The sequence below is a fragment of the Brachybacterium sp. GCM10030252 genome (assembly GCF_042666535.1).
Classification (GTDB): Bacteria; Actinomycetota; Actinomycetes; order Actinomycetales; family Dermabacteraceae; genus Brachybacterium.
The window spans coordinates 255,105-271,396 of record NZ_JBHTDM010000006.1; the positions used below are offsets into that span (position 1 = coordinate 255,105).

The 16,292-nt window shown below is 71.4% G+C and carries 15 protein-coding genes; 5 read left to right on the forward strand and 10 right to left on the reverse strand.

The features are described from left to right. Window positions 1–40 precede the first annotated feature (40 nt). Window positions 41–1,285, forward strand: coding sequence for a nucleoside permease (locus ACFQRJ_RS06035; protein WP_377018067.1), 1,245 nt, complete (start codon window positions 41–43; stop codon window positions 1,283–1,285). Between the two features lie 26 nt (window positions 1,286–1,311). Here ACFQRJ_RS06035 and ACFQRJ_RS06040 read toward each other — a convergent pair whose 3' ends face one another. Further along, window positions 1,312–2,859 carry an alpha-N-arabinofuranosidase gene (locus ACFQRJ_RS06040; RefSeq protein ID WP_377018068.1) on the reverse strand — a complete coding sequence of 516 codons (1,548 nt, stop codon included), beginning with the start codon at window positions 2,857–2,859 and terminating at the stop codon, window positions 1,312–1,314. Window positions 2,860–3,020: 161 nt separating this feature from the next. Between ACFQRJ_RS06040 and ACFQRJ_RS06045 the strand changes: the two genes are divergently transcribed. Both ACFQRJ_RS06045 and ACFQRJ_RS06050 read left to right on the forward strand, forming a co-directional pair. After that, window positions 3,021–4,016 carry a Gfo/Idh/MocA family protein gene (locus tag ACFQRJ_RS06045; RefSeq protein ID WP_377018069.1) on the forward strand — a complete coding sequence of 332 codons (996 nt, stop codon included), beginning with the start codon at window positions 3,021–3,023 and terminating at the stop codon, window positions 4,014–4,016. After that, entirely contained in the window at window positions 4,010–4,999 is a 990-nt protein-coding gene (locus ACFQRJ_RS06050) for a Gfo/Idh/MocA family protein (RefSeq protein WP_377018070.1), read from the forward strand. The genes ACFQRJ_RS06045 and ACFQRJ_RS06050 overlap by 7 nt, the downstream gene beginning before the upstream one ends. Before the next feature lie 27 nt (window positions 5,000–5,026). Here ACFQRJ_RS06050 and ACFQRJ_RS06055 read toward each other — a convergent pair whose 3' ends face one another. Further along, window positions 5,027–5,560, reverse strand: coding sequence for a hypothetical protein (locus ACFQRJ_RS06055; RefSeq protein ID WP_377018071.1), 534 nt, complete (start codon window positions 5,558–5,560; stop codon window positions 5,027–5,029). 124 nt (window positions 5,561–5,684) lie between these two features. Here ACFQRJ_RS06055 and ACFQRJ_RS06060 point away from each other — a divergent pair, with 124 nt between their 5' ends. Further along, window positions 5,685–6,389: a GntR family transcriptional regulator gene (locus tag ACFQRJ_RS06060; protein WP_377018072.1), complete on the forward strand. Its 705-nt coding sequence runs from the start codon at window positions 5,685–5,687 to the stop codon at window positions 6,387–6,389. Here ACFQRJ_RS06060 and ACFQRJ_RS06065 read toward each other — a convergent pair. The 6 genes from ACFQRJ_RS06065 to ACFQRJ_RS06090 all read right to left on the reverse strand — a co-directional run bounded on the left by ACFQRJ_RS06065 (window position 6,376) and on the right by ACFQRJ_RS06090 (window position 13,097). Beyond that, the gene (locus tag ACFQRJ_RS06065) at window positions 6,376–7,128 is read right to left on the reverse strand and encodes a hypothetical protein (RefSeq protein WP_377018073.1); all 753 of its coding nucleotides are present in this window, start codon (window positions 7,126–7,128) and stop codon (window positions 6,376–6,378) included. The genes ACFQRJ_RS06060 and ACFQRJ_RS06065 overlap by 14 nt on opposite strands. Before the next feature lie 154 nt (window positions 7,129–7,282). After that, window positions 7,283–8,041, reverse strand: a complete 759-nt coding sequence (locus ACFQRJ_RS06070; RefSeq protein WP_377018075.1) for a triose-phosphate isomerase — start codon at window positions 8,039–8,041, stop codon at window positions 7,283–7,285. Window positions 8,042–8,081: 40 nt separating this feature from the next. Further along, entirely contained in the window at window positions 8,082–9,797 is a 1,716-nt protein-coding gene (locus ACFQRJ_RS06075; protein ID WP_377018076.1) for a dihydroxyacetone kinase family protein, read from the reverse strand. A 35-nt stretch (window positions 9,798–9,832) separates the two neighbouring features. Beyond that, window positions 9,833–11,233 (reverse strand): gluconate:H+ symporter, encoded by a 1,401-nt coding sequence (locus ACFQRJ_RS06080; RefSeq protein WP_377018077.1) that lies wholly within the window; start codon window positions 11,231–11,233, stop codon window positions 9,833–9,835. 70 nt (window positions 11,234–11,303) lie between these two features. Continuing rightward, window positions 11,304–12,206, reverse strand: a complete 903-nt coding sequence (locus ACFQRJ_RS06085; RefSeq protein ID WP_377018078.1) for a phosphogluconate dehydrogenase C-terminal domain-containing protein — start codon at window positions 12,204–12,206, stop codon at window positions 11,304–11,306. Window positions 12,207–12,287: 81 nt separating this feature from the next. After that, window positions 12,288–13,097 carry a sugar phosphate isomerase/epimerase family protein gene (locus tag ACFQRJ_RS06090; protein ID WP_377018079.1) on the reverse strand — a complete coding sequence of 270 codons (810 nt, stop codon included), beginning with the start codon at window positions 13,095–13,097 and terminating at the stop codon, window positions 12,288–12,290. 174 nt (window positions 13,098–13,271) lie between these two features. Between ACFQRJ_RS06090 and ACFQRJ_RS06095 the strand changes: the two genes are divergently transcribed. Next, entirely contained in the window at window positions 13,272–14,051 is a 780-nt protein-coding gene (locus tag ACFQRJ_RS06095; protein WP_377018080.1) for a FadR/GntR family transcriptional regulator, read from the forward strand. Window positions 14,052–14,081: 30 nt separating this feature from the next. Here the strand turns inward: ACFQRJ_RS06095 and ACFQRJ_RS06100 are convergent, their stop codons facing one another. Continuing rightward, window positions 14,082–15,302, reverse strand: coding sequence for a toxic anion resistance protein (locus ACFQRJ_RS06100; protein WP_377018081.1), 1,221 nt, complete (start codon window positions 15,300–15,302; stop codon window positions 14,082–14,084). A 15-nt stretch (window positions 15,303–15,317) separates the two neighbouring features. Beyond that, on the reverse strand, window positions 15,318–16,208 hold the full coding sequence (locus ACFQRJ_RS06105; protein WP_377018083.1) for a hypothetical protein: 891 nt from the start codon (window positions 16,206–16,208) through the stop codon (window positions 15,318–15,320). Window positions 16,209–16,292: the final 84 nt, after the last annotated feature.

The window sequence follows — 16,292 nt, forward strand, 5'->3', positions numbered from 1 at the left end:
ATGCCGTGACCCCGGCCACACAACAAAGGTGCTGTCGACCATGAGGCTCGAGCCTGCCATCCGTCTCCGCTTGTCGCTGATGATGTTCCTGGAGTTCTTCGTCTGGGGGAGCTGGTTCGTCACGCTCGGCACCTACCTCGGCACCGAGCTGGGCTCCTCCGGCGGCCAGATCTCCCTGGCGACCATGACCCAGAGCCTCGGCGCGATCATCGCCCCGTTCCTGGTGGGGCTCATCGCGGACCGGTTCTTCGCCGCCCAGCGCATCCTCGGCGTGCTGCACCTGTTCAGCGCGGTCATGCTCGTCCTCGCCGGGCGGCAGGACGACTTCAACGGCTTCTTCCTCTTCGCTCTGCTGGCGATGGTGTCGTTCATGCCGACCCTCGCCCTGGTCAACTCGATCTCGTTCCGACGCATGACCAAGCCCGATCAGCAGTTCCCCGCCGTGCGCGTGTTCGGCACGATCGGCTGGATCATCGCGGGCCTGGCCATCGGCTGGATGGGCTGGGAGGGCTCGGGGAGCCTCGAGAACACCTTCTACATGGCGGCGATCGGCTCGGCCGTGCTCGGCCTCTACGCGTTCACGCTGCCGCACACCCCGCCGGAGCCGAACCAGGGCAAGGCGACCGTCCGGGACGTGCTCGGGCTGGACGCCCTGGCTCTGCTGCGGACCCGCTCCTATCTGGTCTTCTTCGTCTCCTCGGTGCTGATCTGCATCCCGCTGGGCTTCTACTACACCTTCACCAACCTCTACCTCAACGAGATCGGGGTGCCCCGGGCCGCCGCGTACCAATCCCTGGGCCAGTTCTCCGAAGCCCTGTTCCTGCTGGCCATGCCGTTCATGCTGAAGCGTCTCGGCATCAAGTGGACCCTGCTGATCGGCATGCTCGCCTGGGCGCTGCGGTACGTGCTGTTCGGCTTCGGCGACGCCGGATCGCTGCTGTGGATGGTGATCATCGGCCTCGTCCTGCACGGCATCTGCTACGACTTCTTCTTCGTCGCCGGGCAGATCTACACCGACCGCTTCGCCCCCGCTCGCGTGCGCAGCGCCGCCCAGGGGCTGATCTCGCTGGCCACCTACGGGGTGGGCCTGCTGATCGGCACGCTCATCTCCGGCGTGATCGTGGACGCCTTCCTCGCGGCCGACGGCACGCACGACTGGCGGGCGATCTGGCTGGTCCCGGCAGGCCTCGCGGTGCTGGTCGCGATCTTCTTCGCCACGTTCTTCACGGACGAGGAAACGGCCGACGAGGCCGACGACGAGGCCGAGCCCGCTGCCGCCGGCTGAGCGCCGGGCAGGGCAGAGAAGCCGGCTCAGGCCCCGCGCCGCGCCCGGATCCGGATCATGACCCAGCTGATCGGGGGCAGGAGCGCGGAGAGGTCCTCGTCCGCGGGCACGGCCCCGTCCTCGTCCCCCACCCCGCCGAAGGGCCGCGGGATCACGCGATCGGGATCATCGGCCGTGTTCACCGCGTACGGGTCCTCCTCGTGCACGATCACGGCCTCGGCCACCTCGAACGATTCCCGGAACGCATCCAGCGGCACCGTCAGCTCGAGCGACTCCTCGAGCGAGCGGTTGACCGCGAACACGACCAGTTCGCCGCTCTCCTCGTCCCACGTGCACACGGCATCGAGCACGGAGCTCGCCCCGAAGCGTCGGTTCTCGTAGGCCGGGGAGTCGAGGGCGGTGCGCAGCACCTGCCCGCGCGCGTGCCGGGAGGTCAGGGCGAAGGGATGGAAGATGCTCTGGCGCCAGGCGCGTCCGCCCGGTTCGGTGCGGATCGGCCCCAGCACGTTGACCAGCTGGGCCTGCGAGGCGGAGGCGACGCGGTCGGTGTGCCGCAGCAGGCTGATCAGCAGGTTGCCCACCACCACGGCGTCCTGCGCCGTGTACGTCGATTCCGCGAACCGCGGCGCCACGGGCCAGTCGTCGCCACTGGGTTCGGCGCCCGGGTCGCCGTGGCCGTTGCTGGTCACGTTCCACTCGTCGAAGCTGATCATGATGCGCTTGCCGTGCCGGCCCAGCGCCCGCACGTGGTCGCAGGTGGCGACGACGGCGTCGATGTAGGCGTCCATGTCCTCGGCCGCCGCCAGGTAGGAGGCCTGGTCGCCGTCCTCCTCGCGGTAGTAGACGTGCGCCGAGAGCATGTCGATCGCGTCGTAGCCCGCCTCCAGCACCGCCTGCTCCCACGCACCGAACGTCGGCATCGAGGAGTGGGAGGAGCCGCAGGCCACGAGCTCGAGGTCCGGGTCCTCGCGGCGCATCGCCCGTGCCGTCTCGGCCGCGATCCGCCCGTAGACGTCGGCCGGCTTGTGCCCGAGCTGCCACGGGCCGTCCATCTCGTTGCCCAGGCACCACATCCGGATGCCGTACGGCTCCGGGTGCCCGTGGGCCGCGCGCTGATCGGACAGGGCGCTGCCGACGGGGGCGTTGGCGTACTCGAGCACGTCGAGGGCCTCCTGCGGCCCGCGGGTGCCGAGGTTGACCGCGTACATCGGCTCGACGCCCGCCTTCGCGGCCCAGGTCATGAACTCGTCCAGGCCGAAGGTGTTGGGCTCCATCGAATGCCAGGCCCGCTCGTGGCGCCACGGTCGCTGCTCGACGGGGCCCACCCCGTCCTCCCAGCGGTAGCCGGAGACGAAGTTCCCGCCGGGGTAGCGCACCGAGCTCACGCCGAGCTCGCGGGTGAGCTCGAGGACGTCGGTGCGCAGGCCGTCGGCGTCGGCCGAGGGATGGTCGGGCTCGACGATGCCCGTGTAGACGCACCGCGCCATGTGTTCGACGAAGCTGCCGAAGGTGCGGCGGCGCACGGGGCCGACGTCGTGGGCAGGATGGAGGTGGACGGTGGCGTGCAGGGTCATCGAGGAGTCCTCCGCCCGCGGCGGTCGGGAGGGGCGCGAGCCGGTGCCCCCGAGGCTAGCCCATGGGCACTTCTCCTCAGGGATGGCGCGAGCCGACGTTCTGAAATAGGCTTTCATATATCCGTCCTCGGGCCCGCCCGCTCCGGCAGGAAAGGTTGACCATGACCTCCACGTCCCCGCCCGCCGCGCCACTGCGCGTCGGCGTCATCGGTACGGGCGGGATCTCCCGCGCCCACGCCCCCGGCTGGATCGAGGCCGGCGCCGAGCTGCACTGCTACAGCCTGCAGGGGGCCCCGGCCTTCGCCGAGGAGTTCGGCGCGAGGGTCCACGAGAGCCTGGAGTCGATCCTCGCGGCCGTCGATGCCGTGGACATCTGCACGCCCACCCCGGACCACGGCGAGATCGTCCACCGCGCGCTGGACGCCGGCAAGGACGTGGTCTGCGAGAAGCCGCTGACCCTCACCCCGGAGGACGCCCGCTCGGTCCTCGAGCACGCCGAGCGTGTCGGCCGCCTGCTGCTGCCCGCCCACGTCGTGCGGTTCTTCCCGCAGTACGCCGCCGCCAAGGCCGCGATCGACACCGGCGCCGTCGGCCGTCTCGCCGTGCTGCGCTTCGAGCGCACCGGATCCTTCCCGACCCAGCCCTGGTTCGGCGACGAGTCCCGCTCCGGGGGGATCGTCATGGACCAGATGATCCACGACATCGACCAGGCCATCTGGATGGCCGGCCCCGTGGGCACCGTCTACGCGCGGCAGTCGACGGCGACGGAGACCGACACCGTGCGCACCGCCCACGTGATTCTGACCCACACCTCCGGGGCGATCAGTCACTGCCGCGGCCTGTGGGGCCCACCGGGGACGCAGTTCCGCTACACCTTCGACCTGGCCGGGGACGTGAGCAAGCTCCAGTACGACTCCGCGGGCGATTCCCCGGTCATCTTCGACGAGGTCGCCTCTGCGCGCCAGAGGAGCGGTGACGGATACCTCCCCGATGTGGCGGCAGGGCCGAGCCCCTACGTCGAGGAGATCCTCGAGTTCGCCGCCGCGATCCGCGACGGCGGCCCCTCCCGGGTCTCCGCGGCCGACGGCGCCTACGCCGTCGAGGTCTCCTCCGCCGCCCTCGAATCCCTGCGCACCGGAGGGAGCGTCACATGCTGACCGCCACCACCCCGCTGAAGATCGCGCTGATGAGCTGCGCGCACACCCACGCCGTCTCCTACGCGAGCCGGCTCGAGGCACTGCCCGAGGTGGATCTCGTGGTCGCCGATCCGGACGACTACGGCGACGTGCCCGCCCAGCACATCGTCCACTCGTACGCCGCGGCCTGGGAGGCCTGGCCCGAGGGGCCCGACGCCATCGTCGTCACCAGCGCCAACGCGCACCACAAGGACCTGGTGCTGGAAGCCGCGCGCCGAGGCGTGCACGTGCTGTGCGAGAAGCCGCTGGCCACGAACGTCGCCGACGCCGAGGCCATGGTCGCCGCCTGCCGCGAGGCCGGCGTGGTGCTGATGACCGCCTTCCCCGTCCACTTCGCCCCCGCCGTCCAGTCGCTGCGCACCGCGATCAGCGAGGGGGCGCTCGGGGAGGTCATCGGCATCACCGGCACCAACAACGGGATGCTGCCCGATTCGCGGGCATGGTTCACCGACGTCGAGCTCGCCGGCGGCGGCGCCATGGTCGACCACACCGTGCACATCGCCGAGATCCTCGACTCCGTCTTCGGCCCGCCCGCCACCGTGCACGCCGTCGCCAACCGGATCCTGTACGCCGATCGTGCGGGGGAGGGCGCCGAGACCGGCGGACTGGTCACGCTCACCTACGCCAGCGGACTGGTCGCGACCATCGACTGCTCCTGGTCGCAGCCGCCGGACGCCCCCACCTGGGGCGGGCTGCGCGTGCAGGCCGTCGGCACCGGCGGGCAGCTCCAGGTCGACGCCTTCGCCCAGCATGTCGGCGGGCACGGCCAGTGGCTGCCCTACGGCAGCGACCCCGACGCGCTGCTGCTGACGGCATTCCTCGACGCCGTCCGCGCAGGAGAGGCCGTCGAGCCCTCGGGCGACGTGGGGCTGCGGACCGTGAAGGTCGTCGCCGCTGCCCAGGAATCGGTGCGGACGGGGCAGCCGGTGGCGCTGGAGGGCTAGACAGGACTGGACCGGGCTGGATCCGACTCAGGCGGGCCCGTCGAAGGTCTCCTGCGGGTATTTCTCCTCGTAGGCGACCACCAGGTCCAGCCAGTCGCTGCGCGCCTGATCCTCGTCGTCGTGGTGGCCCATCCGCCACAGCAGGTCGTGGACGGTCCGCTCGGCGGCCGGATCCAGCCGCAGCACGACGGAGGCGGCGGCGAGGTCCGCCCCCTCGTGCAGTGGCCTGACCAGGTGCCGGTCGCGCTCGCAGGCGCGCGTGTACGGCGCCAGCCACTGCTCGACCCGATCGCGATGCTCGCGACGGCGCCGGGCGCTCAGCAGTCCCGTCAGCAGGCCGATCTCGGGCCGAGAATCCGGGTCGACCTCCGCGTTCGCCCGTGCGATCCGGCCCAGGGCGTCGCGGGCGACGCCGGGATCCAGGCCCGGCGCATGAACCCAGACCGGATGGGACGTCGCGGGCAGCAGGGACGCCCAGGACCACTCGGCCACGAGCCGTCGGATCTGCTCGTCCTCCCAGTCACCAGTGGCATCGGGGCTGTGCTCGGGCGACTGGGTCATGGCACCTTCCTGCGGCGCGGTCCGTCCGCCCTCGCGACCTGGGTATCCTATGGGAAAACGGATCGCCGTAGCGCAAGGGTGTGCTGGTCCTGCCTCCCCCTCGGCGCACGAAGGGACTGACGACATGGCCATCAGACGACAGGTGCTGCGCGACGAGGTCGAGGAGCTGATGCTGCAGCGTCTGCTCGAATCGCGCTGGGCCCCCGGTTCCCGGCTCAGCATCGACGGTCTCGCCCGTGACCTCGACGTCTCTCCGACCCCGGTGCGCGAGGCGATGGTCTCCCTCGAGCGATCGGGCCTGGTCGAGTACGTCGCGCTGCGCGGCTACGTGGTGGCACCGATGCTGGATACGGAGCAGATCACGGAGTTGCTCGAGGCCCGCAAGACCATCGAGCTGGCGGTCCTGGACCGCGCCTTCGAGGACTGGGACGCGCTGGTGGCCGATCTCGAGGCGGCGCAGGCCCGCCACGCCGAGGTGATGGCCCGCATCGATGCGGCCGACGAGGTCGACTACGAACTGGTGCGCGAGCACTTCCAGGCCGACTGGGGCTTCCACCAGACCCTCTACAAGCATGCGAACAACCGGTACCTGGCCCACATGTTCGAGAGCCTGCGCACGCACACCCACCGCATGCGTCAGACCTGGGAGGGCGGGCCCATGCAGCTCGATGCCCGGGAGGCGTACGAGGAGCACGGCGAGATCCTCGAGAAGGTCCGGCGCCATCACCACGATGCGGCGCTGAAGGCCCTGGCCGATCATCTCGACGCAGTGCTGACCCGGTCGGTCGAGATGGATACGGAAGCGGCGGCGCAGGTCAGCGGCCGGTGAGGGGGTCGGTCCGCTGATCGGGGAGGCGGTGCCGCAGGAACTCGGAGTGGACGTCGAGGTTCCGGGCGAGGCGATCGATGACGTCGCTCTCGAGGCGATCGACCTCCCGGTCGAGCGCCGCCAGCTGCTCGTCGATGCTGCGCACGTTCGCGGCCGCCTGCTGCCTGGCCTCGTCCGTGGGGCTCGCGAGGAAGCCGGCGGTGTCCTCCAGCGCCTGCACGAGGTCGGGGACGTAGCGAGAGGCCATCCCCTCCAGCATCATCACGTCCTCGTCCGAGGCGCGGCGCGACTGCAGCGAGGGTGAGCCCGCCAGGGCATCGATCCTCTGCAGGAGCGCCTCGGCGCGCTTGAGCACCGGTTTGACGAGGGGACCGGGCCGCCTCCGCCGCATCCGGGCGAGGCGGCGACGCTCCCGCTTCGTGGACCTCACCATGCGCTCGAGCACCGGGCGGGTGCCGACGGGCATCTCCGCGCGGCCGGCGCTGAGACGCACCGGTGCCGGGCCCCGGTTCCGAAGCAGGATGCCCAGGCCGCCGCCGACGACGACCCCGACCCCCGCGCCCGCCAGCAGCGGGGCGAGGAGCCCGGCACCGCCGATCAGGGAGCTGACGCCGAGCACCAGGAAGCTGCTGATCCCGAAGACGCCACCGAGGACACTGGGCACCCAGACGGTCAGCCAGCGGCCGCGCCGGCGCGGCACGGTGATCGATGTCGACGGCGGCGGGTGGACCTTTCCCACGAGCGGGCCCTGTGACATAGGGGGTCGGAAGGGGAGGCGGCCCCTTCTGGTCGGCTGAGCACGTGCCGATCGGCCCTGGTCGCTCATGGTCACCCGCAGAGTCTCGTGGGATGAAGCTGAGGGCCACCACGATATCGCGGGCGCCTGAGCGGAGTCAGACCGCGGCGTGCGCCTCCGCGATGCGCAGCAGCTCGAGGTAGCCCTCGAGCTCCCACGCGGTGCGGCCGACGAACAGGCCGGTGACGTGCTCGATGCCGAGCAGATCGGCGGCGTTGTCGAGGTTGACGGAGCCGCCGTAGAGCAGCCCGGTGACGTTCCCGCCGTAGGCCTCCCCGAGCGCGGCGAAGGGCTCGATGAGCTCCCGGACCGTGGCCGGGCGCCCCTTCTCGCCGATCGCCCAGATCGGCTCATAGGCGATGACCACGCGCGAGAGCTCGTCGGCATCCAGACCGTCCAGCGCCCCGGCGGCCTGCTCCAGGATGAACTCCGCGGAGCCCCCGGCATCCTTCACCTCGAGGCTCTCGCCGATGCACAGCAGGGGAGTGAGGCCGTGACGGAGCGCCGCGGCGACCTTCCAGCGGGTGGTCTCGACGCTCTCGCCGAAGTGCTCACGGCGTTCGGAGTGACCGATCTCGACGAGCTGGGCCCCGGCGTCCTTCGCCTGCGGGACCGAGACCTCACCGGTCCAGGCGCCGGCGTCCTCCCAGTGGGCGTTCTGCACGCCCAGCAGCACGGGGGAGTCCTCGCCGAGGATCTCGCGCACCGTGGTGGTCGCGGTGAACGAGGGGATGACGAAGGGCTGCACGCCGGCCGGGGCACCTCCGGCCAGGTGCTCGCGCAATCCTTCGGCCCAGGCGCGGGCCTCGGCGAGGGTCTTGGTCATCTTCCAGCTGGTGCCGATCCACAGGGTCACGAAGGGTCTCCTCGGGGTTCGATGGGCGGTTCGGGGCCGGTCAGGACAGGTGCCGGCCGAGCTCGGACATAAGCAGGGAGAACGAGACGGCACCCGGGTCGGGGGTGCCGAGGGACTTGTCCCCCAGCACGCGTGCGCGGCCCCGACGGGCGGTGATCTCGGCGGTCCCCTCCGCAGCGGCCTGGGCCGCCTGGGCTGCGGTGAGGATCGCCTCGGAGGCATTGTCCCCCGAGAACGCCTCCGCCAGGGCGGACCGGAACGGGATGGCCGCGTCGGCCATGGTCTTGTCGCCCACCTGGGCTCCGCCCAGGCGCAGCACGGCGTCGATCCCGGCATCGAGCGCCTCGACGACGAGTGCGGAGGAGGCGCCGGAGTCGTCGGCGAACACGCCCCCGGCGGCGGTCAGGGCTGCGCCCCATAGCGCGCCCGAGGTGCCGCCGGCCGATTCGGCCCAGGCCTCGCCCGCGCGGACCAGCAGGGTACGGGCCCCGGCGCCCTGCTCGCGTGCGGAGCGTGCGGCGGCCGCTGCCCCTCGGGAGCCGTACGCCATGCCCTGGCCGTGGTCGCCGTCGCCCGCGATCGCGTCGATCCGCCCCAGCTCGGTCTCCTCCCGGGCGCAGACGGCCTCGAACAGGTCCAGGACGCCGGTGATGCTCGCGGCGACGGTGCGGGAGTCCTCGGTGGAGGGCGGGGTCTCGTCGGCGCCGGGCTCCCAGAAGCTCGTCCGCGGCGGACGCTCGGCGGTGGGCATCGCGCCGCGGCGATAGGCGGGGGTGTCGACCGGTGCGAGCCAGTGCTGCTCGAGCTCCTCGTCCAGGAAGACGAGGGTCAGCGAGACGCCGGCCATGTCGAGGCTGGTGATGAACTCGCCCACCTCGGGGCGCACCGGGGTGATGCCGGCCGCCTCGAGGTGCCGGACGATGTGCGAGTAGAGGACGAACAGCTCCTCGTGCTTCACGGTGCCCAGGCCGTTGACGATCACCGCGGCGCGGCCCGTGTATCCGTCCTCGGCGCGCTCGGGCTCCTCCGCCAGGACGCCCTCGGCCAGGAGCTTCGCGACCTCCGCCGCGGAGCCGAGGGGCTCCTCGCGCACGCCGGGCTCGCCGTGGATCCCCAGGCCCACTCCCATCCGGCCATCGGCCACCTCGAACAGCGGCTCGGTGGCGCCGGGCAGGGTGCACCCCTCGAACGCGACCCCGAAGGTGCGGGTGGCGTCGTTGGCCTTCCAGGCGATCCGTTCGGCCTCGTCCAGGTCGGCCCCGGCTTCGATCGCTGCACCGGCGATCTTGAACACGGGCAGGTCACCGGCGATCCCGCGGCGGTCGCGATGGTTGCGGGGCGAGTTGGAGGCGATGTCATCGCTGACCCGGATGATCCGTACGTCGATGCCCTCGGCGCGCAGCTTCTCGGCGGCCGCGCCGAAGTGCAGCACATCGCCCGCGTAGTTGCCGTATCCCAGGAGCACGCCGCCGCCGTTCTCGGCGTTGCGGGCCACCGAGTGGACCTGCGAGGCCGACGGGGAGGCGAACACGTTGCCGCACGGTGCGCCGTGGGCCATGCCGGGGCCCACCCAGCCGGAAAAGGCCGGGTAGTGGCCGGAGCCGCCGCCGATCACCAGTGCGGGTCGGCCCTCAGGGGTCTCGGTGGGCCGCACGACCCCGCCGTGGACCCGGATCAGGTGATCGGGGTGGGAGAGGGCGAGACCGGCGACGGCCTCGTCGGCGAAGTCGGCGGGGTCGTTGTGGAGGTAGGTCATCGGGTCGTTCCTTCGCTGCGGGTGGAGGGCAGGGCTCAGACGATCAGCCAGACCAGGCCGAGGATCGCCATGGCGGTGAAGCCGAGGATCGAGGTGAGGACGGTCCAGGTGCGCAGTCCGTCGGCCACCGAGAGGCCCAGGAACTTCGTGGCGATCCAGAAGCCGGAGTCGTTGATGTGGGAGAGCGAGACCGAGCCCAGGCCGATGGCCAGGATGATCAGCGCCACCTGGACGGGGGAGTAGTCCCCGGCCAGCACGGTGCCCTGCACGATCCCCGCGGCCGACAGCGTCGCCACGGTCCCGGAGCCCTGGGCGACCTTGAAGGCGAGGGCGACCAGGAAGGCGAGCAGCAGGATGGGCACTCCCGCACCGATCAGCAGCCCGGAGACCGCATCCCCCACGCCCGTCTCGGTGAGGACCTTGGCGAAGACCCCGCCGGCACCGGTGACGAAGATGACGATCGCGGCCGGACCGAGGGCGCCGTCCATCAGCTCGCTGACCTGCTGGCGGCCCCAGCCGTGCATGATCCCCAGCAGGTACATCGCGGCGATGGTGGCGACCAGCAGGGCGAACCCGGGGGCGCCGACGAAGGAGATGACGTTCGCGGCCCGCGAGCCCTCCTCGAAGACCACGGAGCCGACGGTGCCCGCGGTGATGAGCAGGATCGGCAGCAGGATCAGCGCGATGACCAGGCCGGCAGAGGGGCGGCGGCCTGCCGCCGCGTCGGCGTCCCCGTCGGCCGCCGGCCCGGGGGAGCCGAAGCTCGCGGCACCGGCCTGGGCGTACTTCTCCTGGACCGGGGCGGCGAGGCGGAAGACAGGACGAGCCGTGACCTGTTTGCCCGCGAAGTAGACGAGGAAGCCCATCGGGATCGCCAGGGCGATGCCCATGACGGTCACCAGGCCCATCAGGCCCTCGCCCAGCAGGGTGGTGGAGCCGACGACGCCCGGGTGGGGCGGAACGGTGTTGTGGATGAAGACCATGAACACCGCGACGGGCATGCCGATGGCGACCGGCCCGCGGTGCCCGGCGGCCTTGGCGAAGGCGAAGATGATCGGCACCAGGATGATGAAGGCGACGTCGAAGAAGATCGGGATCGCAACCAGTCCCGAGGCGATCAGCAGAGCCTGCTCGAGGCGCTTCTCGCCGAGCACGCCGGCGGCGCGGTGGGCGATGACCTCGGCGCCGCCGGTCCGCTCGATGATGCCGCCGAGCATGGCGCCGAGACCCACGAGCAGCGCCACGCTGCCGAGGGTCCCGCCCATGCCCTCGATGACCAGCGGGATGATGTCCTGGACGGCGATGCCGCCGGCCAGCGCGGTGAGGATCGAGACGAACAGCAGCGAGACGTAGGCCGGCCACTTCAGCACGATCACGGTGAACAGCAGGATGGCGATCGCGCCGACGGCGATCAGGGTGAGGACGAGAGGATCCATCATTGGGCCTTTCGAAGGGGGCCCGGGGCGACCGTCGCTGGTCGCCCCGGGGTCGGAGGGTTCGGGAGCCTCAGCGCTCGATCGTGTCGAGGTCGAGCATCTGGGCGAGCACCTTGTCGAGCTCCTCGTCGTCCCAGACCTTGGTCCAGTCGGGCTGGATGATGCTCTCGCGGCCGTAGTCCATGGCCCGCAGGCAGGCGTCGGAGAAGGGGTTGGAGCCGCGCAGGGCGTTGGTCAGGGCGATGAAGATGTGGCCGTGGAAGAGGGCCTTCACGGCCGGCTCGGGGATGCCCTTCTCGTTGACCGCGTGGTCCATGGCGTCCTTGAGGAACTGGCCGATCATGCAGCCGATGGTCTCGACCAGGGTCGGCTCGAGCTGGGCGAGCTGCTTGACGCTGACCCAGTGCACGTCGATGACGGGCGCGTAGATCGCGCGGATCACGGCGGCGGTGCGCTCGCGGATCGTCTCGTCCTCACCCTCATAGGCGGCGACGACCTCCTGCGGGGCGGCGATCCCGCCGAAGGTGTCGGCCCACTCCTCGCTCGTGGTCCGCTCGAGGAACACGGAGGGGTGGGCCGGGTGCGCGCACGCCTGGTGGACGCCCTCGCGCTCGGCCAGCAGGCCGGCGTAGGCGGCCGCCGGGTCCAGGGTCAGCAGCACCGAGCCGTCCTTCATCAGCGGCACGACCTGCTCGGAGAGCTTGCCGAGCACGACGTCCGGCACGGCGAGGATGACCACGTCGGCGGCCTGCGCGGCCTCCTCCAGGGGGGTGACCTCGCGGCCCAGCTCGGCCAGGCGCTGCCGGCCGGCCTCGGAGGCCTCCACGTAGTACACCGGTGCGTCGGTGAGGTTGAGGTTGTTCGAGACCCGGGTGCCCATCTTGCCGGCGGCGCCGACGACGGCGACGCTGATCGACGGATCGAGCTCTACGGTTTTGCCGAACAGGGGGTTCAGTTCCTTGCTGCTGGTCATCTCATGACTCCTCTGGGTGGCGCGCTCCGGCTCGGGGCGCGGTACGGGGCGACCGCGGGACGTGCGGTCGCAGGTCGGTACTCAGCTGGTGCGCGCGTCGCGCCGGCTGCGCAGCGCCGCCAGGGCCCGCTCGGTCCAGTCGCGCTCGGCGGCCAGGGTGGCGTCGAGGTCGCCCTGCCAGGGCAGCCAGTGCTCGACGATCGCGCTGGGCGACCCCTCGGCGTAGACGGCGCCGAGCTCGTGGTCGAGGTCGAGCAGTCCGTCGCCGAGCGGGGCGCCGGTGTAGACGAAGCCCACCCATCCCTCCTGGCGGGTGAAGGCGAAGTCCTTGACGTGGAGGTTCACGGTGTGCGCGGCGCAGGCCTCGACGACCTGCTTCGGGTGCTCGAGCGCGGCGACGCAGTTGGCCGGGTCCAGGCAGATGCCCACTCGCGGCGAGCCGATCCGGTCGATCACCTCGAGCAGCGTCGCGGTGGACACCTGCTCGTAGGTCTCCAGGGCGAGGGTGATGCCGGCGCCCTCGAGGCGGGGGAGGGTGGCGCGGAGCTCCTCGGCGGCGGACTCGACTCCGTCGGCGATCTCGTGGGCCTGGATCATTGAGCGCAGGGTGCGGGCGCCGAGCGCCTCGGCGATGCCGGCGTAGCTCTCCAGGTGCTCCCGGTCGATGGTGCGGGTGCCGAGCTCGAGCTCGAGCCCGTGACCCTCGGCGTGCTCGCGCAGGGCGGCCAGGCCGGCCGGATTCTCGGCCTCGATCCGGGGATCGTCGCAGATCTGGAACACGTCGCAGCCCAGCTCGGCGGCGCGGTCGATCATGCCGGGGATGTCCAGCGGGTCGGGGTTGACGTCCTGGAACTCCCAGAACAGGGCGTAGGTGCCGATACCGATCTTCATGCGCGGGTCACTCCGTCGTGCGGTCGCGGTGTGCTGAGGGTCCGGGGCGCGAAGGGGCTCGCACCCGGACGACGAGCACACTAGACCCGCGCCCCATAATTGGTCAACCGGTTGGACAATCTCCGGGCCGTCGAGATGGGCCGGAGAGGGCCTCCCCCGGTACTGTGTGGCACTGTGAGCACCCCTTCGCCAGCTGCCCCCGGGCCCGAGGACGACGACGGAACCGCGCCCCCGCGCTTCGGCCCCGGCCGTGCCGTGCCCGCCGGGCTCAGTCGCTCACCCAGCAGCGCCGTGACCTACCGTCTCCTGGACCTTCTGCTGGGCGAGTCGATGCGCCCCGGGGACCGCCTGCCGGGGGAGCGCGCACTCGCCGAGAGCCTCGGGGTGGGACGCAGCGCGGTGCGCGAAGCGATCTCCGCGCTCGAGGTGCTCGGCGTGGTCGAGACCCGTGCCGGGTCAGGAACGTATTTGCGCTCGAACACCTCCGAGCTGCTGCCCAGCACCCTGTCGTGGTCTTTGTTGATGGATCAGGAGCGCACGGCGGAGCTGAGCGTGGTGCGCGGAGCGCTGGAACGCTCGGCCGCTCAGCTCGCCGCGCTCAGTGCGAGCGCGGAGCAGAAGGCCGAGCTGGTGCGTCTGGTCGAGGAGCAGCGTGCGGCCGCAGATGATGCCGAGGGGTATGTCGCGGCCGACGTCGCCTTCCATCGCGTGCTCGCCCAGATCGCCGGCAACGGCCTGATCGGCGAGCTGCTGGCCACCACCCGATCCCTGCTGCGGGTCTGGTTCGACCGCGCCGTCGACAATCGCGAGGACATCGACCGTGCGATCGAGGAGCACGACGTCATCGCGCGCGCCATCGCCGCCGGGGACGCGACGGCGGCCGCCGAGGCGATGGAGCGACACATGGCCACGGCGACCGAGCGCATCCTCCGGGGGGACACAGCGACCGACTGACCACCGGGGGCGGCCACGGCGGCCGCGCCGTCAGCGGGTCTCGTCCTCGATCGAGAGCAGGTCGCTGGCCGATTCGAGGTTCATCTCCTCGGCCGGCTCCTGCTGCATGCGCCGCAGGTACGGCTGGGCGCGCTCGACCTGGTGCTCGAGGGCGTTCACGGTGGTCAGCATGGACTCGTTGGCCTTGGTGCGGAACGCATCCAGGCCGTCCATGGTGGTGAAGAGGTTGTCGAAGGCACGCTCGAGGGTCTCGGGGGAGACGCCCGAGGTCGCCGCCTGCTCCTGGATGCGCACGGTGTTCTTCGCGAGCATCTCGGAGGTGCGGTCGATCAGGTCGTCGGTGGTGCGGTTGACCGCGTCGATCTGGTCCAGCACGATCTTCTGGTTCTCCAGCGCCTGGGCCGTGATCACGGCGGTGCGCAGCGCGGTGACGGTGGTGGTCCGGGCGCGATCGACCCCCTGGACGAGCTTGGTGTTGTTGTCCTCGATCAATCCCATCGCCATGTAGGCCTGGACGGTCACGGCGATCTGCGTGGCCATGTCCTGCCGGCGCTGGCGCACGGCGAACAGCACGTCGCGCTCCAGAGCGTCGGCCACCTCGGTCCTGCCCTCGGCGCGGGACCGCTCGGCGCGGCGCACCACCTGCTCGTCCAGGAGGCCCAGCAGGTGCGAGGCCTTCTGGAGGGCGCCGAGGTCCTCCCACAGGGACCGACGCTCGACGGTGAGCTCCGCGTTGTCGCGCTGGAGCATCTCCTGGCCGCGACCCAGTGCCTGGAGCACCTCGTCGAGCTGCTTCTGGTTGGACTCGAAGCGCCGGAAATAGCGCTTGGCGCTTCCCATCCCCGGCAGGAAGGACAGTGCCTTCGAGGCGAAGGTGTCCTCCTGCGGGGCGAGGTCCTCCATGGTGGTGCGCAGGTCCACGAGGGACTTGGAGACGGACTGCTGGGCGTCGCCGCTGTCGCGGGCGTCGCGCAGGGACTGCTCCATGAAGCGCGAGGAGGTGGTGCTGGTGCGCTCGAAGGTGCGGCGGGCCACCGAGCCGATGGCCGCGACCTCCGCGGTGAACTCCTGGGAGTGCGGGTTGAGCGAGGTGACGGTGTCGAGCCAGGAATTCGCCTTGGCCTCCAGCTCCTGCTGCTGCTCGGCAGGGAGGTCGGGCAGGAGGGAGACGGCCTTGTCCTCGCTGACCTCCTCCACGGGCTCGGAGGGGACGATCTCCTCGGCGGGTTCCGGCGGTTCGAGCTTGTCCATGGGGTCTCCTTCGGATCAGACGTCGATGATCGGGTTCAGGTGCTGGTCGGCGAAGCGTGAGCGCAGGAACTCGGCGTGGACGTCGAGGTCGCGGGAGACCCCGGCGACGATGTCCGCCTCGATGCGTTCGAGTCCTTCGTCCAGCACGCTCAGCTGCTGGTCGATGGTGCCGAGGTTCTCCAGCGCCTCCTGGCGGGCTGCGCCGGCGAAGGAGGCGAGGAAGCCGATGGTGTCCTCGGCGGCGTCGACCAGGTCCGGCAGGTACCGGGTGGCCATGCCCTCGAGCATGGCGACGTCGCCGTCGTAGGGACGCCGCGCCTGGATCGTCTCCGAGCCCACGAGGGTCTCGATGCGCTCCAGCAGGGAGTCGATGTGGTCCAGTGCGAGCCGTGCGGCGGGGTCGGAGGCGCGCTCACGCAGTGCGGTGGTGCGCTCCCGGGTGCGGGCCGCTGCTTCCAGGATCCCTTCGAGGGTCTCGCGCGTGGTCTCGGGGACGTCGGGGCCGACGGGGCTCAGCAGCGCCGGCTTCGGCCGCAGCGCACGCGCCAGCGCACCGCTGCCGCCGGCGACGAGCGCGCCCACGCCGAGGGCGACCCCGACCGTGTCGAGGGGGCCGGCGATGACGTTGCCGAGGCCGAGCACCAGGCTGGTGAGGCCGGCGGCGCCACCGGCGAGGAGAGGCGCCCCCACCCAGAGCAGGCCGCCCCGACGCCGCGGGCGGTCCACTGCGGTCTCGGAGGGCGGGTGGACGGTGCCCTGGAGCGGGCGCCGGGCGGGTCCCCACAGGTCCCGGCGCTCGGGCGTGGCCTTCCACGGCAGGTCGCGGTCGCCGGGCGCGACGGGATCGGGGGACGTGCCGTCCCCGGTGTCCGGCCGGTGGGCCGGTCGATCGTTCCCCTCGTGCACAGGTAACCCGATCTCTCGGAAGGCGGAGCCGGCGCGGGGCCCGGGAGCCGCCCGAGCGCCCCGTCGTCGGCTTGTCGGAAGGCT